The organism is Cyanobium sp. ATX 6F1, assembly GCF_024346315.1.
Classification (GTDB): Bacteria; Cyanobacteriota; Cyanobacteriia; order PCC-6307; family Cyanobiaceae; genus ATX-6F1.
Genome location: NZ_JAGQCS010000007.1, coordinates 35,746 through 54,884, shown reverse-complemented (window position 1 = coordinate 54,884; position 19,139 = coordinate 35,746). Strand labels below are relative to the sequence as shown.

Annotated in this window: 23 protein-coding genes and 1 tRNA gene; 14 read left to right on the top strand and 10 right to left on the bottom strand. The window is 66.7% G+C overall.

Annotated elements, in window-relative coordinates; genetic code table 11:
* Window positions 1-21: 21 nt before the first annotated feature.
* Together efp and accB are read left to right on the top strand one after the other, a co-directional pair.
* Entirely contained in the window at window positions 22-582 is a 561-nt protein-coding gene (efp, locus tag KBZ13_RS11385) for an elongation factor P (protein ID WP_255009238.1), read from the top strand.
* A gap of 9 nt (window positions 583-591) precedes the next feature.
* Window positions 592-1,080: an acetyl-CoA carboxylase biotin carboxyl carrier protein gene (accB, locus tag KBZ13_RS11380; RefSeq protein WP_255009237.1), complete on the top strand. Its 489-nt coding sequence runs from the start codon at window positions 592-594 to the stop codon at window positions 1,078-1,080.
* Here accB and pdxA read toward each other — a convergent pair.
* Window positions 1,067-2,089: a 4-hydroxythreonine-4-phosphate dehydrogenase PdxA gene (pdxA, locus tag KBZ13_RS11375; protein WP_255009236.1), complete on the bottom strand. Its 1,023-nt coding sequence runs from the start codon at window positions 2,087-2,089 to the stop codon at window positions 1,067-1,069. The genes accB and pdxA overlap by 14 nt on opposite strands.
* Between pdxA and KBZ13_RS11370 the strand changes: the two genes are divergently transcribed.
* Window positions 2,088-2,309, top strand: coding sequence for a hypothetical protein (locus tag KBZ13_RS11370; RefSeq protein ID WP_255009235.1), 222 nt, complete (start codon window positions 2,088-2,090; stop codon window positions 2,307-2,309). The genes pdxA and KBZ13_RS11370 overlap by 2 nt on opposite strands.
* 13 nt (window positions 2,310-2,322) lie before the next feature.
* On the opposite strand, the gene KBZ13_RS11365 is transcribed toward KBZ13_RS11370, so the two are convergent.
* The gene (locus KBZ13_RS11365) at window positions 2,323-3,288 is read right to left on the bottom strand and encodes an SDR family NAD(P)-dependent oxidoreductase (RefSeq protein ID WP_255009234.1); all 966 of its coding nucleotides are present in this window, start codon (window positions 3,286-3,288) and stop codon (window positions 2,323-2,325) included.
* Window positions 3,289-3,320: 32 nt separating this feature from the next.
* Here KBZ13_RS11365 and KBZ13_RS11360 point away from each other — a divergent pair, with 32 nt between their 5' ends.
* Window positions 3,321-3,566 carry a serine protease inhibitor gene (locus KBZ13_RS11360; protein ID WP_255009233.1) on the top strand — a complete coding sequence of 82 codons (246 nt, stop codon included), beginning with the start codon at window positions 3,321-3,323 and terminating at the stop codon, window positions 3,564-3,566.
* A 1-nt stretch (window position 3,567) separates the two neighbouring features.
* Here the strand turns inward: KBZ13_RS11360 and KBZ13_RS11355 are convergent, their stop codons facing one another.
* Entirely contained in the window at window positions 3,568-4,005 is a 438-nt protein-coding gene (locus KBZ13_RS11355; RefSeq protein WP_255009232.1) for an HNH endonuclease, read from the bottom strand.
* Between the two features lie 214 nt (window positions 4,006-4,219).
* Here KBZ13_RS11355 and KBZ13_RS11350 point away from each other — a divergent pair, with 214 nt between their 5' ends.
* Window positions 4,220-5,773: a DEAD/DEAH box helicase gene (locus KBZ13_RS11350; RefSeq protein ID WP_255009231.1), complete on the top strand. Its 1,554-nt coding sequence runs from the start codon at window positions 4,220-4,222 to the stop codon at window positions 5,771-5,773.
* Window positions 5,774-5,782: 9 nt separating this feature from the next.
* Here KBZ13_RS11350 and KBZ13_RS11345 read toward each other — a convergent pair whose 3' ends face one another.
* On the bottom strand, window positions 5,783-6,250 hold the full coding sequence (locus KBZ13_RS11345) for a DUF6554 family protein (protein ID WP_255009230.1): 468 nt from the start codon (window positions 6,248-6,250) through the stop codon (window positions 5,783-5,785).
* 78 nt (window positions 6,251-6,328) lie between these two features.
* Window positions 6,329-6,850 (bottom strand): AbrB family transcriptional regulator, encoded by a 522-nt coding sequence (locus KBZ13_RS11340; RefSeq protein WP_255009229.1) that lies wholly within the window; start codon window positions 6,848-6,850, stop codon window positions 6,329-6,331.
* Between the two features lie 95 nt (window positions 6,851-6,945).
* Here KBZ13_RS11340 and KBZ13_RS11335 point away from each other — a divergent pair, with 95 nt between their 5' ends.
* The 3 genes from KBZ13_RS11335 (at window position 6,946) to KBZ13_RS11325 (ending at window position 7,871) form a co-directional block, all read left to right on the top strand.
* A complete protein-coding gene (locus KBZ13_RS11335) occupies window positions 6,946-7,269 on the top strand; it encodes a hypothetical protein (RefSeq protein ID WP_255009227.1) in 324 nt (107 codons plus the stop codon).
* A 39-nt stretch (window positions 7,270-7,308) separates the two neighbouring features.
* Window positions 7,309-7,539: a hypothetical protein gene (locus KBZ13_RS11330; RefSeq protein ID WP_255009226.1), complete on the top strand. Its 231-nt coding sequence runs from the start codon at window positions 7,309-7,311 to the stop codon at window positions 7,537-7,539.
* A gap of 200 nt (window positions 7,540-7,739) precedes the next feature.
* On the top strand, window positions 7,740-7,871 hold the full coding sequence (locus tag KBZ13_RS11325) for a hypothetical protein (protein WP_255009224.1): 132 nt from the start codon (window positions 7,740-7,742) through the stop codon (window positions 7,869-7,871).
* 136 nt (window positions 7,872-8,007) lie between these two features.
* Here KBZ13_RS11325 and KBZ13_RS11320 read toward each other — a convergent pair.
* Window positions 8,008-8,079 (bottom strand) — tRNA-Gly (locus KBZ13_RS11320).
* A 97-nt stretch (window positions 8,080-8,176) separates the two neighbouring features.
* Complete coding sequence (locus KBZ13_RS11315; RefSeq protein ID WP_255009223.1) at window positions 8,177-9,328, bottom strand: pyridoxal-phosphate-dependent aminotransferase family protein; 1,152 nt, start codon at window positions 9,326-9,328, stop codon at window positions 8,177-8,179.
* A 59-nt stretch (window positions 9,329-9,387) separates the two neighbouring features.
* Between KBZ13_RS11315 and cbiD the strand changes: the two genes are divergently transcribed.
* The 5 genes from cbiD to mrdA all read left to right on the top strand — a co-directional run bounded on the left by cbiD (window position 9,388) and on the right by mrdA (window position 15,026).
* A complete protein-coding gene (cbiD, locus tag KBZ13_RS11310) occupies window positions 9,388-10,518 on the top strand; it encodes a cobalt-precorrin-5B (C(1))-methyltransferase CbiD (RefSeq protein ID WP_255009221.1) in 1,131 nt (376 codons plus the stop codon).
* Between the two features lie 49 nt (window positions 10,519-10,567).
* Window positions 10,568-12,166, top strand: a complete 1,599-nt coding sequence (guaA, locus tag KBZ13_RS11305; RefSeq protein ID WP_255009399.1) for a glutamine-hydrolyzing GMP synthase — start codon at window positions 10,568-10,570, stop codon at window positions 12,164-12,166.
* 72 nt (window positions 12,167-12,238) lie between these two features.
* On the top strand, window positions 12,239-12,847 hold the full coding sequence (locus KBZ13_RS11300) for a hypothetical protein (protein WP_255009220.1): 609 nt from the start codon (window positions 12,239-12,241) through the stop codon (window positions 12,845-12,847).
* Between the two features lie 44 nt (window positions 12,848-12,891).
* Window positions 12,892-13,254, top strand: a complete 363-nt coding sequence (locus tag KBZ13_RS11295) for a hypothetical protein (RefSeq protein ID WP_255009218.1) — start codon at window positions 12,892-12,894, stop codon at window positions 13,252-13,254.
* A 44-nt stretch (window positions 13,255-13,298) separates the two neighbouring features.
* Window positions 13,299-15,026, top strand: a complete 1,728-nt coding sequence (gene mrdA / locus KBZ13_RS11290) for a penicillin-binding protein 2 (protein WP_409995651.1) — start codon at window positions 13,299-13,301, stop codon at window positions 15,024-15,026.
* On the opposite strand, the gene KBZ13_RS11285 is transcribed toward mrdA, so the two are convergent.
* From KBZ13_RS11285 to KBZ13_RS11275, 3 genes are all read right to left on the bottom strand, one after another.
* Window positions 15,027-16,169 (bottom strand): glycosyltransferase family 4 protein, encoded by a 1,143-nt coding sequence (locus tag KBZ13_RS11285; protein ID WP_255009214.1) that lies wholly within the window; start codon window positions 16,167-16,169, stop codon window positions 15,027-15,029.
* Window positions 16,170-16,198: 29 nt separating this feature from the next.
* Complete coding sequence (locus KBZ13_RS11280; RefSeq protein WP_255009213.1) at window positions 16,199-17,395, bottom strand: NAD-dependent epimerase/dehydratase family protein; 1,197 nt, start codon at window positions 17,393-17,395, stop codon at window positions 16,199-16,201.
* A 196-nt stretch (window positions 17,396-17,591) separates the two neighbouring features.
* The gene (locus tag KBZ13_RS11275) at window positions 17,592-18,506 is read right to left on the bottom strand and encodes a thiazole synthase (protein ID WP_255009211.1); all 915 of its coding nucleotides are present in this window, start codon (window positions 18,504-18,506) and stop codon (window positions 17,592-17,594) included.
* A 75-nt stretch (window positions 18,507-18,581) separates the two neighbouring features.
* On the opposite strand from KBZ13_RS11275, the gene KBZ13_RS11270 reads away from it, so the two are divergent.
* Complete coding sequence (locus KBZ13_RS11270) at window positions 18,582-19,115, top strand: hypothetical protein (protein WP_255009209.1); 534 nt, start codon at window positions 18,582-18,584, stop codon at window positions 19,113-19,115.
* Window positions 19,116-19,139 lie beyond the last annotated feature (24 nt).

The window sequence follows — 19,139 nt, the reverse complement described above, 5'->3', positions numbered from 1 at the left end:
GCCAGAACCCGTTCCGCCGGAATGATCTCCAGCAACGACTTTCGTACCGGTACAACGATTGAGCTGGATGGCCAGGTCTGGCGGGTGGTGGAGTTCCTGCATGTGAAGCCCGGCAAGGGCTCTGCCTTCGTGCGCACCAAGCTCAAGGGGGTCCAGAGCGGCAACGTGGTCGAGAAGACCTTTCGGGCCGGGGAGACCATGCCCCAGGCCCTGCTCGAGAAGGCCACCCTCCAGCACACCTACATGGAGGGCGAGGACTACGTCTTCATGGACATGGCCTCCTACGAGGAGACCCGGCTCACGGCCAAACAGATTGGTGATGGCCGCAAATACCTCAAAGAAGGCATGGCGGTGAGTGTCGTCTCCTGGAATGGCAAGCCCCTGGAGGTGGAGCTGCCCAATTCGGTGGTGCTTGAGATCACCCAGACTGATCCCGGTGTCAAGGGCGACACCGCCACAGGCGGCACCAAGCCGGCGATCGTCGAAACCGGTGCCCAGGTGATGGTGCCGCTGTTCATCACGATCGGCGAAAAGATCAAGATCGATACCCGCACTGACAGTTATCTGGGACGGGAGTCCTGAGGCGCCGCCATGCAGCTTGATTACGACCAGCTTCAGAAGCTGCTGGCCCTGCTGGGGGCCAGCGATATCCAGGAACTCAAGCTCGAGGGCGACGACTTCCGTCTTGAGGTGCGGCGCAACCTGCCCGCAGCCCAGGCGGTGTCGCTGCTGCCGGCCGCTCCGCTGGCCCCGGCCGCTCCCGTGGCGGCGGTGACGCCGCCTGGGGCGACCGCGGTGCCATCGGCGGCTCCTCCCGCGGCGGCGGCCGTCCGTGGGGATCTGGTGGCGATCACGGCCCCGATGGTGGGGACGTTCTACCGGGCTTCGGCCCCCGGTGAGCCCAATTTCGTCGAGATCGGCCAGCGCATCAGCGTCGGTCAGACCGTCTGCATCCTTGAGGCGATGAAGCTCATGAACGAGCTTGAAACCGAGTTCAGCGGTGAGGTGGTCGAGATCCTCTTGGACAACGGCACCCCGGTGGAATTCGGCCAGGTGCTGATGCGGGTCAAGCCGGGCTGAGTTCCAGGGCCGTTTCCAGGGCCGCCTGCATGCTGTCGGGTCGGGCGATCCCCTGGCCGGCGATCGAAAAGCCCGTGCCGTGGTCGGGGGAGGTGCGCAGGAACGGCAGCCCGAGGCTGGTGTTCACCGCCGCGTCGAAGGCCAGGAGTTTCACCGGAATCAGCCCTTGATCGTGGTAGAGGGCCAGGTATCCGTCCGGTCCGCCGCCGCCCCGGCGCCAGGCCTCGGCGGCGCTCAGCCAGCAGGTGTCCGGCGGCAGGGGACCGACCAGATCCACCTCCGGGTGCTGGCCGCGCCAGCGCTCGAGCAGGGGTACCAGCCAGGTGACCTCTTCCTCCCCGAGGACGCCGGCTTCGCCCGCATGGGGGTTCAAGCCCGCCACCACCAGTTGTGGTGTGGGGTTGAAGCGAAGACTGAACTGGCGCAGTACATCAAGTTTCATTTCCACCCTTCGGGCGTCCAGGGCGTCGGGAACCTGGGCCAGCGGTAGGTGGGTGGTGGCCAGCAGGGTGTTCAGCCGCCAGGAGCCATGGGGAGAGCGGGCCGTGAACAGCATCGAGGCTTCGCTCACAGCGCAGAGTTCCGCCAACCGTTCGGTCTGGCCGGGGTAGTGATGGCCGGCGGCATGCCAGGCATGTTTGGCGATCGGGGCGGTGACCAGGGCCTGGCAATCTCCGTTCAGCACCCGTTCGGCGGCGGCGGTCAGCCAGCGGAAACTGGCCTGCCCACTGATCGCCGTTCCCTCACCGGCTGGAACTGTTTGCGGCAAGGGAAGATCGATGATGTCGAGCTCTGCGGGGTCGATCAGCGGCTCGGTGCTGAGGGCCCGCAACCCCTGGTAGCTCTGCTCCAGCTGGCGACGGCAGCCCACCAGCACGGGATGAAGCTCGAGATGACGGAGCCGGTGCAGGGCTTTGAGGGTCACTTCGGACCCGATGCCTGCAGGATCGCCTACGGAAATCGCCAGTCGAATCGCGTTACTCTCTGATCGGTTGGGCAGACGGTTCATGTTTCGTTGGCTCCTTTTGGGACTGGTGCTGGTGGGGGCCGGTGTCGCCTTGGATAAAGAGTGGGTGGTGGCCAACTGGGACCGCATGGCCCGTGATATCAAGCTGCCCAATGCGAAGTCCTGGAACACAGATATCTATAAAACCAACGAGACCACCGACCCCCTTACACCCCAACCAAGCAATTACAAGAGCTTCCGCGACCTGGTCAAAGCCGAGTAGCGATGTTTTTCTGCTAGGGGTTTGAAGCCTCAGATCCTTCCTGACGCTCCGCCAGCAGAATCGAGCGAAAGCCTTCGCGATAGGTGCGATACCGCAACACATAGCCCAGCTCCTGGCAGAGCCTGCGGTTGCACACCCGACGATTCTCCAGCCAGAAGCTCTGGGCCATGGGGCCCATCGTCGCAGCGATCTCCTCAAAGCTCTGGACCTCCGGCAGGGGGCAGCCCAGCAGGTGGGCGGCGTAGCCCAGGGTCTCGCTGGTGGGGCAGGGCTCATCGTCGCTGAGATTCAGCACCGGCGGGCGGTGCGGCGCCTCCAGGCTTAAGCAATGCAGCAGCGCCCCGACGATGTCATCCACATGGATGCGGCAGAACACCTGGCCCCGCTTATGGATCAAACGCCCCTGTCCAAGGGCGAGGGAGCGGAAGGCTGAACGCTGGGGACCGTAGATGGCCGGCAGCCGGAACACCTGCACCGGTAGTCCGCTGGAGCGCCAGGCGGCTTCGCAGTTCAGCCGCGCCTGGCTGCGCCCGAGCCCAGCAGGAGTGGGGGCATCTTCGTTCACCCAGGCCCCCTGGGTGTCGCCGTAGACGCCGGTGGTGGAGAGGTAGCCCAGCCAGCGCAGGGGCAAGCGGGCCAGGTGAGCGGCCAGCCAGGTGAGCACAGGATCGCGTCCATCGGTGGCGGGGGGAATCGTGACGAGCACGTGGGTGGTGCCGGCCCAGGCCTCGTCCGAGGGCAGCAGGCCTTTCTCCCCGTCGAAGACATCCCAGCTGATCAAGGGCTGAACGGGGGGCGCGGGTCGTGGGGGTTGCCGGCGGGTCAACACGACGGGCACCCCGAGGGCGGCCACGGCCCGGGCGAAGCGCTCACCGGTGTAACCACCGCCCAGCACCAGCAACTTGCCGCCCCTGAGACCTTCAGGGGCCTGGGTGAGAGCGACCGGCGAGGGAAGGGGGTTGACAGGTTCAGTCGACATGAGTACAGATGTATCAGTAATGATCTGTGGTCATGACCGCCTCCTGCTTCTCTACTGCACACGTGCGCATTCCCGTGGCTATGCCGGCCGCCCGGCCGGTGGTCCGGCGTCATCGCGGTCGCCAGCCGCAGGCCTTCGCTGCTGGGACCGGCACCACGGCCCTTGGTCTGGCCCTGGTGCTGATGCTGGTGGCCGCTCTCGTGGCTCCTGAGCAGCCCGGTGAGCAGGCCTCGATCTGCCAGCGCCACAACGGTGCAGCCGCCTGCCGCGTCTGGTGATTCAGGCAGCCTGGAGGCTCCAGCCGGAACTGTCAGCGGCCTGAACCATGGGACCGTGCTTGCGTTGCAGCTCCCGTGGCCCAGTAGGCGTTGCTTCGGGTCTGACCCATTGCAGCAGCCTCAGGGCGAGGCGCAGATCACCGTCCATCCAGGCCCGGATGGCCATGGCCCGACGGGGGTCATAGAAGCGCTGCTGGCGGTACCACTCGAAGGCATCGGCGTCGCTCTTATGGCCGTTGCACGCCAGGCAGGCGGGCACGCAGTTTTCGGTGACACTCAATCCGCCGCGGCTGCGGGGCAGCACATGGTCGATGGATTCAGAAGTGCAGCCGCAATAGATACAACTTTGATCAGTGAACTTATGAAGGGATTGTCGCCAACGTCGAACACGAAACTTGGGGCAGAGATCCTCAAGGAAAACCCCATCCCTCGCGTGCATCGGCATGCCTCGGTTGGGGCAAGTGTGGCCTTGACCACTGGCTTGTCAATGTGTCGAAGACTGCATTTTTCCGGTTTGCTGGACGCTTGTTGTTTTCTGGCCTGGGGGATTTAGATTTACAGTCAGCTCAGTTGGCAGGGATCCGCTGAGCGCTTCCACCAGCTCCCCGAGCACCGGCGTGACCACGGGCACGCCTACCCACCAGCGTTGTCTGATGCGGTTGGGACCGTCCGGTTTGATTGAGGTGGTGCTGCCCTTCGATGCCGTCACCCAGGCTCAGTTGCGGGCGATTCGGCCCCGGGGCCACTGGCGGCCGCGCCGGGGATGTTGGGAGTTTCCCCTTCAGGCGGCTCGTCTGCTTCAGGACCGGTTCGGTGATCGCTTTGCTCTCGATCCCGAACTGGCCCGCTGGTTCGCTTGGCTCGAGCAGCCCTTGCCACCCCTCCCTCCCCTTCGGGAGCTGGTGGCCGAAGCCCAGCTGCGAGCGCCCCTGGCGGATGGACGCTCCCTGTTGAGCCACCAGCGCAGCGCCGTGCGTTGGCTCCTGGCCCGGCGGGGCGCGGTGTTGGCCGATGCCATGGGTCTGGGTAAGACCCTGACGGCCCTGATGGCCGCCCGAGCCCTGGCGCGCGTCACCGCTTGTCGCGTGCTGGTGATCGCGCCTGTGGGGCTCCATGGGCTCTGGCGTCAGGAGGCCGCCGGGCTCCCCTTGGAGATCGAACTGCACAGCTGGTCGCGCTTGCCGCAGGCCCTGCCACCGGCGGGCACGGTGTTGATCGCCGATGAGGCCCACTACGCCCAGAACCTCAATTCCCAGCGCACCCAGCGATTTCTGCGCCTGGCCCGTCACCCGCGCCTGCGGGCGATCTGGCTGCTCAGCGGTACGCCGATGAAGAACGGCCGGCCGGCCCAACTGTTCCCTTTGCTGGCGGCCATCGGTCACCCCCTGGGGCTGGATCAACGGGCGTTCGAGGAGAGCTACTGCGCGGGTCACTGGCGGGAGATCGATGGCCTTCAGCGTTGGCATGCCCTCGGAGCCAGTCAGCTCCAGGAGCTCCAGCGCCTGAGCCGCCCCCTGGTGTTGCACCGTTCCAAGCAGAGTTGCCTTGATCTGCCGCCCAAGTGTCGCCGCTTCCTCCCGGTGGCGCTGGAGGAGATCCAGGGCCGCGGCTTTCAGCACCGCCTGCAACTCAAGGTGGACGATTACCGGCTGCGGGCCGCCCGAGGCGAGGTGCGACGGGATGCGGAGGCCCTGGCGGTGCTCACGGCCCTGCGCCAGATCGGTTCCGAGTACAAGCTGCCCGCCGCCGCCGCGCTGGTGGCCGGATTGCTGGAGAAGGGCGAATCAGTGGTGGTGTTCACCGCCTTCGTGGCCACGGCCGATTTGCTGCAGCGTCAGTTGGGCGGGGCCCTGCTCACAGGTCGTCAACCGCCGGACGAGCGCCAGCGGCAGGTGGAGGCTTTTCAGGCGGGCGCTCACCCGCTCTTGATCGCCACCTTCGGGGCTGGCGGCCTGGGCTACACCCTGCACCGGGCCGGCCACGTGGTGCTGATCGAACGCCCCTGGACCCCCGGGGACACGGAACAGGCGGAGGACCGCTGCCATCGCCTTGGCATGGAGGGCGGCCTCACCTGCCATTGGCTGCAATTGGGGGTGGCCGATCAGTTCGTCGACGGGCTGATCGCCACCAAGGCCGAACGCATCAGCCAACTGCTGGAGCGCCGGAGCATGCCGGCAATGGCGCGGGAGTTGCTGAGCCGCTGGTGAGCGGCTGGTTCAGTAGTTGTAGCGGTTCGGCCGGGGGGCACCGCTGTTCGTCGGGGGGCGGGTGCCGATGCTGCTGATCGGAGTGGGACCGGCTGCCTCGCCGCTGGAGCTGGTGGTTGCGGGAGTTGCGGATTTTTCGTAGAGGGAACCCAGGTAGCGGCCGCAATCCGGGTAGTTGCCAGGGTTCTGAACCACCGCCTCGGTGATCATCACGGCAGCGTGTTCCGGGGAGGTTTTGAACATGCTGGCGCTCTGGCGCTTGATCAGCGCATAGGCCGCCACCCAGCTCACCTCGTGGGTGTTGTTGGCGCCGCGCATGAAGCAGTACACCTGGGCACCTTTGCTGCCGGCGGTGTCGCCGACGCTGCCAGCCAGTGCCGGTGTCAGGCCTGCCTGCAGGCTGAGCAGCCCCAGGACACCGGCGGCGGCCCTGGCCGTGAGCGCGCGTCGGAGGCAGAAGTGGGGACGGCTCGCCATGGGCCTGGAAGGGCGGGAGTGGACTACGGCCCAACGTATCGAGCCTCCTGGAGCTGTCCAGGGGGCGCATCTGCCGCTTCAGCTTGAGGCGTGACCAGCTGTGAATGAGACCACGAACCGCACGATCACAGGCAGCACCAGCAGGACGGTGATCAGCCGCACCGCATGCAGGGCGGCCACCGCCGCGCCGACGCCGAACTCTGCCCCCACCAGGCTCATGCCGCTGATGCCACCAGGGGCGGCCCCGAGCAAGGAAACGATCGGATCGAGGCCCAGGAGCCTGCTGCACCACAGGCCCACCACCAGGCCTGTGGCCACCAGGGCCACGGTGATCAAGATCGCCGGTTTCCAGAGTTGACGCAGTTCCGTCAGCGCCGTGGCGGTGAGGCCGGTGCCGATCACCGTGCCGATGCCGATTTCCAGCAGGGTGCGGGAGCCTACGGGCCAGACGGCCACCTCAAGGCGGCCCGTCATGCTCACCAGCCCAGCCCCCAGCAGTGCCCCCGCCAGGGGAGCGGCCGGGATGCCCGTGCGCAGCGCCAGCAGGCCGCCGCCCAGCCCGGCCAATACATAGACAAGCAGATTCAATGGGGTGCTCATGGCCCTTCGGCGCGGCATCGGGGCGCCGTAAGTCTGGGGGACGTCTTGAGATCAACGTGTTTCTGTGTTGTCATCGGCCCAGCAGTTGGCGCTCGATGACCACCGAATCGGTTTCCTTCCGGATCACGCGCACGGCTGAGGATCTCGCCCACACCGTCAGCGCGCTCTCGCACCGCCTCGTACGGCTGGAGCAGCGGCTGGCGGGGTTGGAGTTGCAGGCCGACCAACGGGCCCAGCCCGAGGCCGCAGAGCTGGCGACCCTCGACAGCGTGGAGCGCTTGCTCATCGACTGCCGCACGCTGCTGGAGGACTCGGAGGCACCCGCCCCGGCTCCTGACAAGGCCATCGAGCCCCGGGAAATCGAGCACCAGGGCCCAGATCACGGCCCAGACCATGGCTCCCACGCCTACGCCGCCTGATCCCTGGCGTGGGGTGTCAGAATGGGAAGAAAGCGAACCATGGGCAGCTCCAACGGGCTTCACAGCGGTAACAGGACCTTCGCTTCAACCAGCTCCAGCGGCACTCCGGCCTGCCATCAGCCGGTGAGCTCCCTTGAAGGCGGCCATCAGCTCGAAAAACTTGAATTTGCCCTGGCCGTTGCCATTACCCGGGGTGATCACAACCGTTCCGATCAACTTCGCGCCCAGATTGCCGCCCTTGGGGGCAACCGCGAAGAACCAGGCACTTGATCAGCGCAACCAGGGATCACACCCAAACGTCGCTCTGATCCCTGGCGAACTTTCCACTGCGCAGTACAATCGAATATCACCAGGGCACCTCAGTGGCCAGCACGTTTCAAGTGCAATCCAGGCAACCGCAACAACGGATCCAAGGGGGATCCGAAGACAAGCGATCTGAATTGTTGGCACAGGCCTCAGAACTTTCAGTGATGGCCGAAGCTGCCGCTGATCGGGGTGATCTGGCTGAATCGGCCCGCCACATTCTGCTGTCGCTGGATTGTGAGCGCCGGGCCGGAAGTCTGGGGCCCCAGGTGTTGCTCTTGATCAAGCCAAGGGCTTGAATTCTGGCCTTCACGGCCATGGTCAATTCAATCGGCGGAGCGCACCACTGGCTGGTGAACTCTTTGGTGGAAGCCTGATTAGACCTGAATCAGCTTGAATGACCTGATTCTCCTGAAGTCAGGCTCGAAAATGACAAGCGGGTGACCGGACTCGAACCGGCGACGTTCAGCTTGGGAAGCTGACATTCTACCACTGAATTACACCCGCATGACCAAACACTAGCAAAGGACCCTGCACCGCAGGGCGCCACCGCCAGGCGGCCCGGGCGCCATTCCTCAAGGGAGCCCTGGCTCGCCTCCTCGGCTCAGCGGGCGAACTCGGCCGCCGCCGCCGCCACGCCTGCGCCGACAGGATGCACCGAGGCCCCCAGTTCCTGCAGGCTGGCTTCAATGGCAGCCACGGCGGTGAGCACGTCGCGGTCGCAGACGAAGCCCAGGTGGCCGATGCGAAACACCTTGCCCTTGAGGTGGTCCTGGCCGCCGGCCAGCAGGATGTCGTAGCGCTCCTTCACCTTTTTGCGCAGCAGCTCGGCATCGAGTCCCTCGGGGGCCACGGCGGTGATCGCCGGGCTTCCGTGGCCTGCGGCGGCATAGAGGGGCAGGCCGATCGCCTTCATGGCCGCGGTGGTGGCCCGGCGATGCCGTTCATGACGGGCGAAAATGGCTTCAAGGCCTTCGGCTTGCATGATCTCGAGGGAGGCCTGCAGGGCGAAGTAGAGGTTCACGGCCGGGGTGAACGGATTGCTGTCGGCGGCGGCCGATTTCCTGTATTTGCCCAGATCCAGGTAGAACTTCGGCAGATCCGAGCGTTCGTGGGCCTCCCAGGCCCGGGGCCCCATGGCCACGAAGGCCAGGCCGGGCGGCATCATGTAGCCCTTCTGGGAGCCAGAGCCCACCACATCCAGGCCCCAGGCATCGACGGGCACGTTGGTGGCCCCCAGGCTGGTGACGCAATCGGCGATGCTGAGGGCCTGGCCGTGGGCCCTCACGTGACGGGCAATGGTTTCCAGGTCGTTGATCACCCCCGTGGAGGTTTCCGAGTGGGTCAGGATCACCGCCCGGATGCGCTTGTCGGTGTCGGCCTCGAGGGCGGCTCGGAAGGCCTCAGGATCCAGGGGCTGACCCCACTCGGCCTTGATCACCTGAACATCCAGCCCGTAGGCCTTGGCCAGCTTCACCCAGCGCTCGCCGAACTTGCCGTTGTCCCCGCAGAGCACCCGATCGCCTTTGCTCAGCACGTTGATGATCCCGGCCTCCATGGCGGCGGTGCCGCTGCCGGCCAGCACGAGCACCTCGGTGCTGGTCTGATGGAGCCACTTGAGCTGCGCCGTGGTGCGTTTGACGATCGCCTGGAAGTCGGCGCTGCGGTGGCCGATCGGATGGCGGCCCATGGCCAGCAGGACGGTTTCCGGCACCGGCGTCGGGCCGGGGATCATCAGGGTGAGCTTGTCCTGCATGGGGGGGGCTGGCGCGGGCGCGCGGCGGCGCAATTACCGATCTTAAAAAAGAGGCCGTCATGAGCTCTCCCGGCGGGTGGACCTTGCCGGTCTGGGTGGCGGCCGCAGCTCGGGCCGCCACCGTCGCCCTGCTCCGTGAGCCCTTTGAGCCAGGCCAGCCCCTGGAGCTGCTGGAGCCCGCCGGGGTGCGGATGGTGCCGGTGGTGGCCGCCGCCTGCCTGGGTCCCGCCGGGGCCCTGGCGGTGGCCCGCTGTGATCCCGGCGTCGGCCTCGACCTGACCCGCGACCTGGTGATCTGGGTGCTGGCCAGCTGGCGCGATCCAGGCGCCGACTGGCTGCAGCTGGAGGCCGGCGAGGGGTTGGGGGTCCATGCCCACAACCGGGAGCTGTGCCTCTCCGCCTATGCACGAAGCCTCCTGGAGACCAACCTGCGATATCTCGTGCTGCCGGGCCGTGGCCTCAACCTGCGACTGGTCTTCCCCAATGGCCGGGCCCTGGCGGAGCGCACCAGCAACGCCGCCTTCGGGGTGGTGGAAGGCCTGGCCCTGATCGGCACCCAGGCGGAGGTGCAGCGCAGCGCCGATCCCGAGCAGCTCGAAAAGTGCCTCCTGGAGTTGGAGTCCCGCACGCACCAGGGCGACTTTTCGGGCGATCTGGTGCTGGTGATCGGCGAGAACGGTCTCGATCTGGCACCCCGCCTGGGCCTGCCGCCCTCCTTGCTGCTCAAAGGGGGTAACTGGGTCGGCCCGCTGCTGGTGGCGGCGGCCCAGGGCGGCGTACGGCGGCTGCTGCTGTTCGGCTATCACGGCAAGCTGATCAAACTGGCTGGCGGCATTTTTCACACCCACCATCACCTGGCCGACGGCCGCGCCGAGGTGCTCACGAGCCTGGCGGCCCTGGAGGGCCTGCAGGGGGAGGCGCTGCGGGAGCTCCACGGCGCGCCCACGGTGGAGGCGGCCCTGGAGGCCCTGGCCGCCACTGATCCAGGGCTGGCAGCTCGCCTGCGCCAGCGGATCGCTGAAGCGATTGAGCAGCGCAGCGCCGCCTATGTGGCCCGCTACGGCGCAGCGGATCTGGTGATCGGAGCCGTGCTGTTCGATCGCCAGCGTCGGATCAGCGCCCGGGGCCCCTGGGGAGCTCAGCTCTGGGAGGCCTTCACGGCCGTGGGTTCCCCAGGCCAGGCGCCCTAGGGTGACGCCACCCAAGTGGCCACCGCACGGTGGCCCCGTGATCGGCCGTATGACCCAGTCCCAGCCTCCCGACGCGCCGCTGGAGGGTCAGCGCCACCCAGCCATCGTCATCCTCGATTTCGGTTCCCAGTATTCGGAGCTGATCGCCCGCCGGGTGCGGGAAACGGAGGTGTATTCCCTGGTGATGGGCTACAGCACCACGGCCGAAGAACTGAGGGCCATGGCGCCCAGGGGAATCATCCTCAGTGGTGGACCGAGCTCGGTCTATGCCGAGGGCGCGCCGGTGTGTGATCCGGCGATCTGGGAGCTGGGCCTTCCAGTGCTGGGGGTCTGCTACGGCATGCAGCTGATGGTGCAGCAGCTGGGGGGGGCGGTGGAGGCGGCCGGCCGTGGTGAGTACGGCAAGGCGCCCCTGAACGTGGATGACCCCACCGATCTGCTGACCAACGTCGAGAGCGGCTCGACCATGTGGATGAGTCACGGTGATTCCGTGCAGCGCCTGCCCGAGGGCTTCAGCCGCCTGGCCCACACGGAGAACACGCCCGAGGCGGCGGTCGCCGACCACGCCCGCCGGCTCTACGGAGTGCAGTTCCACCCGGAGGTGGTCCATTCCACCCACGGCATGGCCCTGATTCGCAATTTCGTCTATCACATCTGCGGTTGCGAACCCGACTGGACCACCGCCGCCTTCATCGATGAGGCCATGGCCTCCGTGCGCGCCCAGGTGGGTGAAAAGCGGGTGCTGCTGGCGCTCTCGGGCGGCGTGGATTCATCCACCCTGGCCTTCCTGCTGCACCAGGCGATCGGAGATCAGCTCACGTGCATGTTCATCGACCAGGGGTTCATGCGCAAAGGCGAGCCCGAATTCCTGGTGGAGTTTTTCGACAAACGTTTCCACATCAACGTGGAATACATCAACGCCCGTGAGCGCTTCATCGGCAGGCTCGCCGGCATCACTGACCCCGAGGAGAAGCGCAAGATCATCGGCGCGGAGTTCATCCGCGTGTTCGAGGAGGAGAGCAAGCGCCTGGGGCCCTTCGATTACCTGGCCCAGGGCACCCTCTATCCCGATGTGATCGAGTCCGCGGGCACCAACGTTGATCCCAGGACCGGCGAACGGGTGGCGGTGAAGATCAAGAGCCACCACAACGTGGGTGGTCTGCCCAAGGACCTGCAGTTCAAGCTGGTGGAGCCCCTGAGGCGCCTGTTCAAGGACGAGGTGCGCAAGGTGGGCCGCAGCCTCGGGCTTCCCCAGGAAATCGTGGGGCGCCATCCCTTCCCGGGCCCGGGGCTGGCGATCCGCATCCTCGGTGAGGTGAGCGCCGAGAAACTCAACATCCTGCGGGATGCCGACCTGATCGTGCGGGAGGAGGTGAAGGAAGCGGGTCTGTACAACGAGATCTGGCAGGCCTTCGCCGTGCTGCTGCCCGTGCGCACCGTCGGGGTGATGGGGGACAAGCGCACCTACGCCTTCCCGATCGTGCTGCGCTGCGTCTCCTCGGAAGATGGCATGACCGCCGACTGGTCGCGCCTCCCCTACGACCTCCTGGAAACGATCTCCAACCGCATTGTCAATGAAGTCAAAGGTGTGAACCGGGTGGTGCTCGACATCACCAGCAAGCCCCCCGGCACGATCGAGTGGGAATGAGCCCCGGTTGATGGGGGCGGGGCTGGTGGGCTCGGCCGGCCTTCGATACGATCGGCGCCCGGCCATGGACCTGTGACTGCCGCCCCTCAGCTGGATGTCCAGCTGCAGCGCCGACTCCAGCAGGACAGCATCCAGCTGGCCGGCAAGACCATCTACCTCAACCCCTTCCTTTACTGGCGCCGCTTCGACGCCAACACCGACCGCTGGCTCAGGGAGCCCGGCCAGCTGGGGGAGGAGCAGATCGAGGCCAACCGGTTGCGCTTTTATCCCGAGCTCCACTGGGACGACCTCGAGGAGTCCGAGCGCCAGATCAAGGACGGCGCCGTGGAGATGTTCCTGAAGTCGCTGGAACTGATCAGCACCTTCCACCCTGAGCTCAGCGCCGGCCATCTGCTGGAGGTGGAGCGCAAGATGGCCGTCACCAAGAAGAAGGCCTTCGAGCGCTGGGTGCAGAAGTCGTTGCGGCGGCGTCAGCAGCACCAGAACCAGGAGCGGCGCCGTTTCGACCGGGAGCGGTTGCTGCGGGGCTGGGGGGAATGGGCTGCCCTGGAGACCACCCGCCAGGCGTTGCTGCCGTTCACGGCCTTGCTGGTGATCGCCAGTTTCGGGGGCTGGTGGGTCGGTTCGCAGGAGTTCTGCCGTCAGGTGATTCTGCAGCCGGGGATCCAGCGCGCGCCCTGAATCCGTTCGGCGGCAGACTGTGGGTTCTGCTCCATCCCGGCGTCATGGCCAGTGATCCCTTCGATGCCCTGCGGCTCTCGCTGATGCAGGAGGTGCTGCCCGTGGGGATGGCGGTCGTGGAGCGGGCGCGCAAGGGCGGTCCCCGCGATGTGATCGAGGCCTTCACCACCTCCGCGGATCCCCTCCTCCAGCTCAGGCAGGAGGGGGATTCCGCCGCCAGCCGCGTCCGCGAAAGCCTCGATCGTCTGCAGCCCGGCCTCGGCAATCCTGTGATGAAGGTCACGGTGCGGGATGTGCGGTCTGAGGCCCCACCGGGCTCCCCTGATACCCACGAGCTTCAGGAGGCCCTGGGGCGCATCGGTGAGCGCCTCGCCCTGCTCGAGCAACGGCTGGACGCCGGGGCCTGACCATGGCAGGGGGGTTCGCTCCGCCGTCCGCGCGCCACGCCGGCATGCGCCAGCAGCCCGCGGTGCTGCTGGCTCTTGTGCTCACGCTTTGCGCCGCCATGGGGGCACGGCTGGCCTGGCTGCAACTCATCCATGGCGCCGAGAACCGGGTGATGGCTGATCAGAACCGCATTCGCCTGGTGCCGCGCAATCCCATGCGCGGGAGGCTGCTCGACCGCAATGGCCAGGTGCTGGCCACAAGCCGCCTCACCTACAACCTCTACCTGCAGCCACGGCTGGTCAGCGAGGCTGACTGGCCGCAGCTGCGGGATCGCCTGGCGCGCCTGCTGACGCTTTCCCCGGCTCAGCTGGACCGGAAGCGCCGCGCCGCCGGCTCCGGTTCCGGCTACCGGATCGAGTTGGCCGGCCCGCTCAAGCCCCTTCAGGTGCTGCGCTTCCGGGAACAGGCCAGCAACCTCGAAGGGGCTGAAGTGGATGTGGACTATCTGCGGGCCTATCCCTTCGGCCGCCTCGCTGCCCATGTCCTGGGCTACACCAGCGGCATCACCGAACAGGAGTACGAGCGCCTGGAGCCCAAGGGCTACCGCGTCCAGGACCGCATCGGCCGCAGTGGGCTGGAGCGGGTGTTCGAGCCGCACCTGCGGGGTGAATGGGGCGGTCAGCAGCTGGAGGTGAATGCCGAAGGCCAAGTGCAGCGGGTGCTGGGGGACAAGCAGGCCCGATCCGGCAAGGATCTGCGGCTGACCCTCGATCTGGAGCTGCAGAAGGCGGCGGAACGGGCCCTTGATGGCGTGCGCAAGGGGGCGATCGTGGCCCTCGATCCCCAGACCGGCGCGGTCCGCGCCATGGCCAGCCGGCCGAGTTTCGATCCCAACGTCTTTTCGCCCGGACCCACCACGGCCCAATGGAACGACCTCAACCGCCCTGAGTCGCCGATGCTGAACCGGGCGTACCAGGGCTTCCCACCGGCCAGCACCTTCAAGATCGTCACCACGATCGCGGGCATCGAGTCGGGGTTGTTCAACGAGAACTCCACCGTGCCGACCTCCAACTCGTTCTGTTGGGATGGCCTCTGCTACAAGGACCACGGCAGCTTCGGCGCGATCGGTTTTCCGATGGCCCTGGCGGTGAGCAGCAACAGTTTTTTTTACCGGGTGGGCCTGACGGTCAAGGACGCCGAGCTGTTCAAGGCCGCCCGGCGCATGGGGTATGGCAGCCTCACCGGCATTGAGCTGACGGAAGAGGAGACCCCAGGCCTGCTCGGCGATCGGGCCTGGAAGATGAAGGTGCTCGGCGAGGAATGGGCCGCTGTGGACACGATCACCTCCGCCATCGGTCAGGGGGCCCTGCAGGTCACACCGATCCAGATGGCCCGTTTGTATGCCGCCGTGGCCAATGGTGGCTGGCTGGTGACGCCCCATCTGGTGGAGGCCGAGTACCCGCGTCAGTGGATCGGCCTCAAGCCCGGGACCCTGCGGGCCCTGCGCAAGGGCCTGCGCATGGTGGTCACCGCTGGCACCGCCACGATCCTCAACGACCCCAGCCTGCCGCCCGTTGCCGGCAAGACCGGCACCGGTGAGGACCCCCCCCGGCCTGATCACGCCTGGTTCGGTGGCTACGCCCCGGCCGGCAAGCCCACCCTGGTGATCGTGGCCTTCGGGGAAAACTCCGGCGGCTTCGGTGGCACGGTGGCGGCTCCGATGGTGAAGGCGCTGATGACCACCTGGTTCAAGGAAGCGGCGAACAGCGGCAGCCGGGCGCCGGGCAAGTGATCAGGCCACCAGCTGCAGCTGGGGCCGGTGGTGGTTGTGCAGTTGCTGGTAGAAGCGGCGCAGCTGAGCGGTGGCACCGGCCCAGCCCCAGCGTTCGGCCTCGCTGCGGGCCGCCTGGCGCAAGGTTTCCCGCTGATTGGGGTTTCCCAGCAGCCGTTCGGTGGCCTCGGTGAGGCTGCTGGGCTGATCCGGGTCGTAGAGGCAACCGTTGACCCCATCGGTGACGATGTCGGGGACACCGCCGCGGTTGGCTCCCACCACCGGACAGCCGGCGGCCATCGCCTCCAGCAGCACCAGCCCCAGGGTTTCGGTGCTGGAGGGGAACAGGAAGGCATCGGCGCTGGCGTAGGCCGCGGCCAGCTCCTCGCCCCCCAGGTAACCGACAAAATGGGTGGCACTGCCGGCGAACACCTTCTCCAGCTGCTGGCGGTGGGGCCCATCGCCCACCAGGGCCAGCCTGGCGTGGGGCAGGGCATCGAGCACGGGGCGGATGCGCTCGATCTGCTTTTCCGCTGACAGGCGGCCCACGTAGAGCAACAGGGCGTTCTGATCGTCGTGGGGGCCCAGCAGCTGCCGGCGCATGGCCTCCGAACGGAGCTGGGGACGGAACAGCTCGGTGTCGACCCCCCGTTGCCAGAGGGCGGTGTGGAGGATGCCCCGATCGCTCAGTTCCTCCACCATGGCCGAGGAGGTGCAGAGATTCAGCTGGGCCTGGTTGTGGGCGGCCTTGAGCAGTTCCCAGAGAACCGGCTCCAGCAGACCGACGCCGTAGTGCTCCAGGTATTTGGGCAGGTGGGTGTGGTAGCTGGCCACCAGGGGCAGCTGACGGGTGCGGGCCATGTAGATGCCGCCGAGCCCCAGCACCGCAGGGTTGACCACATGCACCAGATCGGGCTTGAAGGCGTCGAGGGCACCGGACACCGCCAGGCTGGGCAGGGCCAGTTTCAGCTCGGGATACATCGGCAGGGGAATCGCCGGCACCCCCTCCACCCGGGCCCCCATGAAATGGTCGGGCGCGCCTTCCGGGCAGAAGACCAGCACCTCGTCGCCAGCAACCACCAGGTGCTCGATCGTCTTGGTCAGGCGGGTGACGATGCCGTCGACCTTGGGCAGGAAGGTCTCGGTGAACAGGGCGATCTTCACACTTGCCGCGCAGGGGGATGGACCGTGACTCAGACCGTGGCTTGGAGCGAAGCGGCCTGGGTGGTGGTCCAGGCGGAGACACAGGGAATTCTGGAGCGGTCGCAGCGGTCGGCCCAGCGGCGGGCCACATCCACCACTTCCGACAAGAGCCCCTCATCGAGGGTGGTGGGCTTGAGTCCGAGATCGATCAGACAGCGATTATCGACGATCAGATCGTTTTCGATCGCCTCCTTGCGGGGGTTGGGCAGGTAGTTGATCTTGGCACCGGTGAGATGGGCCACCTTTTCGGCCAGGCTCTTCACCTGGTGGCTCTCGGTCATCTGGTTGAAGATCCGCACCTTGTCGCCTGGTTGGGGCGGGGTTTCGACCGCCAGTTGCACGCACTTGACCGAATCGCGGATGTGGATGAAGGCCCGGGTCTGGCCGCCGGTGCCATGGACCGTGAGCGGATAGCCGATGGCCGCCTGGATCAGGAAGCGGTTCAGCACGGTGCCGTAGTCGCCGTCGTAGTCGAAGCGGTTGACCAGACGAAGTTCCTTGTCGGTGAGGTCCGTGTTGGTGCCCCAGACGATGCCCTGGTGCAGGTCGGTGACCTGGATGCCGTCGTTTTTGTTGTAGTAGTAAAAGAGCAGTTGATCCAGCGTCTTGGTGAGGTGATAGACGCTGCCGGGATCGGTGGGGTGCAGGATCTTCTCTGTGAAGCGGCTGCCATCGGGCTGGGGCACCTCGACGGTGAGGTACCCCTCGGGGATGGTGGCGCCCCGGTGGGAGCCGTAGCCGTAGACCCCCATCGTTCCCAGGTGGACGATGTGGGTTTGGATGCCGCTCTCGACGATGGCGCAGAGCAGGTTATTGGTGCCGCTGACGTTGTTGTCGACGGTGTAGCGCTTGGTGGTGCTCGTCTTCATCGAGTAGGGGGCGGCCCGCTGCTCGGCGAAGTGGACAATCGCCTCGGGTTGCTCGTTGCGGAGCAGGTCCAGCAAGCGGGCGTAGTTGCGGGCGATGTCGATCGAGACGAATTCGATCGGCCGGCCACCCCCCTCACGCCAGGCCCTGAGGCGGTCGTGGATGGTGGCGATCGGGGTGAGCGATTCGACCCCGAGATCGATGTCGATCTTGCGCCGGCTCAGGTTGTCGACGATCACCACGTCGTGTCCCGTATCGGCGAGATTCACCGCACAGGGCCAACCGCAGAAGCCGTCTCCGCCAAGTACGAGAACCTTCACCCTTGACTCCTCAAGAACGAGCGCGTGCTCATTGAATCGAAGCTACTACAGGCATTCCGCCGCAACGGGTGATGCCCGTGACGCTGCCGGGCTCAGCTCAGCTTGAAGGCCAGGGCCACCATCAGTGCCGCCAGCGTCCCCCGCCGATCGCCCTAGGCAGCGTCCGTTCGCGCCAAAGCCAAGTGGGCAGGAAACTTCATGGCTGCTCGGCCCATGGCTGCTGACCCACCCTGCCCTGGACGGGTGAACTGGGTCTGGCGTCGGGGCGTACCGGCAGGCGGCCGGCTCGAAAGGCGGTACGGCCAGCCAGGGTGGCCAGGGCCATGGCCCGAGCCATGGCGGCGGGATCTCCCGCCAGGGCGATGGCGCTGTTGATCAGCAAGGCATCGGCCCCCAGCTCCATCGCCTGGGCGGCCTCACTGGGAACGCCGATGCCTGCGTCCACCACCACGGGCACCTGGGCATTTTCGATGATCAGGCCGATGTTGGCGGCGTTGCGGATGCCCTGCCCCGAGCCGATCGGCGACCCCAGGGGCATCACGGTGGCGCAGCCCACATCCTCCAGCCGCTTGGCCAGCAGCGGATCGGCGTTGATGTAGGGCAACACCGTGAAGCCCTCGGCCACCAGGCGCTCAGCGGCCTCCAGGGTGCCGAAGGGGTCCGGGAGCAGGTGGCGGCTGTCGGGAATCACCTCCAGCTTCACGAAGCTGTTGTCCTCCTGGCCGGCGAGCTTGGCCAGCTCGCGGCCGAGCCGGGCCACCCGCACGGCCTCCTCGGCGGTGGCGCAGCCGGCGGTGTTCGGCAGCATCCAGAACCGGCTCCAATCAATGGCCTCGATCAGGCCCTGGTGGCCGGCGGCCGCGGCCTGCACCCGGCGCACCGCCACGGTGACGATCGAGCAGGCGCTGGCCTCAAGGCTGGCCTGCATCACCTCAAGGCTGGGGTACTTGCCGGTGCCGGTCATCAACCGGCTCGAGAATCGCCGGCCCCCGATCACAAGGACCTCGTCCTCGCCCGGGGCGCCAGCGGCAGGAGCGTGAGCGCTGCCGAAGTTGCTGGGGTCGGGACGGCTGGGATCGATGGGGGAGCTGGGATCGGCAAAGGGGGCCATGCTGCGAACGTACTGCCCGGGGATTCCTTTTGGCGCCACAGCTCTTAGCCTGGGAATAACTGAATCTGTTTTGCCATGCCCGTGCTGCTGGCCGCCGTCCCCCTTCCCGTGGGCAGTGTGGTGCCGTTCAATGCGCCGGCCGTGGCCCCGATGGCGGCGATTTCGGCCTTCCAGTCGGAACTGGGGCCGGTGGAAACCTTCGATCCTGTGGCGCGGGCCCAGGACCTGGCGCTCAGCATTCCCCGCACCTGGACGGGCACCTACCAATCGTTCATCGATGGTCGGGTGGTGCCGGCGGAGTTGCGGCTCGCTTCGGTGGTGCCGATGGGACAGATGCTCGACCTGCGCGGTGAACTCACCGTCGCCGGCGTCACTATGCCGGTGCAGGGCAACTTCAACGCCAAGTCGGATCAATTGGATCTACTTCCCCTCGAAGGCAACCCAGACTCCGCCCTCGAACTCGGCGGGGCCTTTCAAGGCCTGCAGGGCGTGTATCTGGCCGGCTGGAATGCCCCGCGCCTGACCCACCCAGGCGGTGTGCTCGACCTCCGACCCCCTGCTCCGAGGCCGGTGATTCGCAAGGCGGTCCCCGTCCGGGGCCTCTGGTGAGGCCTTAGCCCAAGGGGCGATCGC

Excerpts from the sequence above, each read along its gene's own strand:
- efp (WP_255009238.1), top strand. The coding sequence starts at position 22 with ATGATCTCCAGCAACGACTTTCGTACCGGTACAACGATTGAGCTGGAT.
- accB (WP_255009237.1), top strand. The coding sequence starts at position 592 with ATGCAGCTTGATTACGACCAGCTTCAGAAGCTGCTGGCCCTGCTGGGG.
- KBZ13_RS11370 (WP_255009235.1), top strand. The coding sequence starts at position 2,088 with ATGTTTCGTTGGCTCCTTTTGGGACTGGTGCTGGTGGGGGCCGGTGTC.
- pdxA (WP_255009236.1), bottom strand. The coding sequence starts at position 2,089 with ATGAACCGTCTGCCCAACCGATCAGAGAGTAACGCGATTCGACTGGCG.
- KBZ13_RS11365 (WP_255009234.1), bottom strand. The coding sequence starts at position 3,288 with ATGTCGACTGAACCTGTCAACCCCCTTCCCTCGCCGGTCGCTCTCACC.
- KBZ13_RS11360 (WP_255009233.1), top strand. The coding sequence starts at position 3,321 with ATGACCGCCTCCTGCTTCTCTACTGCACACGTGCGCATTCCCGTGGCT.
- KBZ13_RS11355 (WP_255009232.1), bottom strand. The coding sequence starts at position 4,005 with ATGCACGCGAGGGATGGGGTTTTCCTTGAGGATCTCTGCCCCAAGTTT.
- KBZ13_RS11350 (WP_255009231.1), top strand. The coding sequence starts at position 4,220 with ATGCGGTTGGGACCGTCCGGTTTGATTGAGGTGGTGCTGCCCTTCGAT.
- KBZ13_RS11345 (WP_255009230.1), bottom strand. The coding sequence starts at position 6,250 with ATGGCGAGCCGTCCCCACTTCTGCCTCCGACGCGCGCTCACGGCCAGG.
- KBZ13_RS11340 (WP_255009229.1), bottom strand. The coding sequence starts at position 6,850 with ATGAGCACCCCATTGAATCTGCTTGTCTATGTATTGGCCGGGCTGGGC.
- KBZ13_RS11335 (WP_255009227.1), top strand. The coding sequence starts at position 6,946 with ATGACCACCGAATCGGTTTCCTTCCGGATCACGCGCACGGCTGAGGAT.
- KBZ13_RS11330 (WP_255009226.1), top strand. The coding sequence starts at position 7,309 with ATGGGCAGCTCCAACGGGCTTCACAGCGGTAACAGGACCTTCGCTTCA.
- KBZ13_RS11325 (WP_255009224.1), top strand. The coding sequence starts at position 7,740 with ATGGCCGAAGCTGCCGCTGATCGGGGTGATCTGGCTGAATCGGCCCGC.
- KBZ13_RS11315 (WP_255009223.1), bottom strand. The coding sequence starts at position 9,328 with ATGCAGGACAAGCTCACCCTGATGATCCCCGGCCCGACGCCGGTGCCG.
- cbiD (WP_255009221.1), top strand. The coding sequence starts at position 9,388 with ATGAGCTCTCCCGGCGGGTGGACCTTGCCGGTCTGGGTGGCGGCCGCA.
- guaA (WP_255009399.1), top strand. The coding sequence starts at position 10,568 with ATGACCCAGTCCCAGCCTCCCGACGCGCCGCTGGAGGGTCAGCGCCAC.
- KBZ13_RS11295 (WP_255009218.1), top strand. The coding sequence starts at position 12,892 with ATGGCCAGTGATCCCTTCGATGCCCTGCGGCTCTCGCTGATGCAGGAG.
- mrdA (WP_409995651.1), top strand. The coding sequence starts at position 13,299 with ATGCGCCAGCAGCCCGCGGTGCTGCTGGCTCTTGTGCTCACGCTTTGC.
- KBZ13_RS11275 (WP_255009211.1), bottom strand. The coding sequence starts at position 18,506 with ATGGCCCCCTTTGCCGATCCCAGCTCCCCCATCGATCCCAGCCGTCCC.
- KBZ13_RS11270 (WP_255009209.1), top strand. The coding sequence starts at position 18,582 with ATGCCCGTGCTGCTGGCCGCCGTCCCCCTTCCCGTGGGCAGTGTGGTG.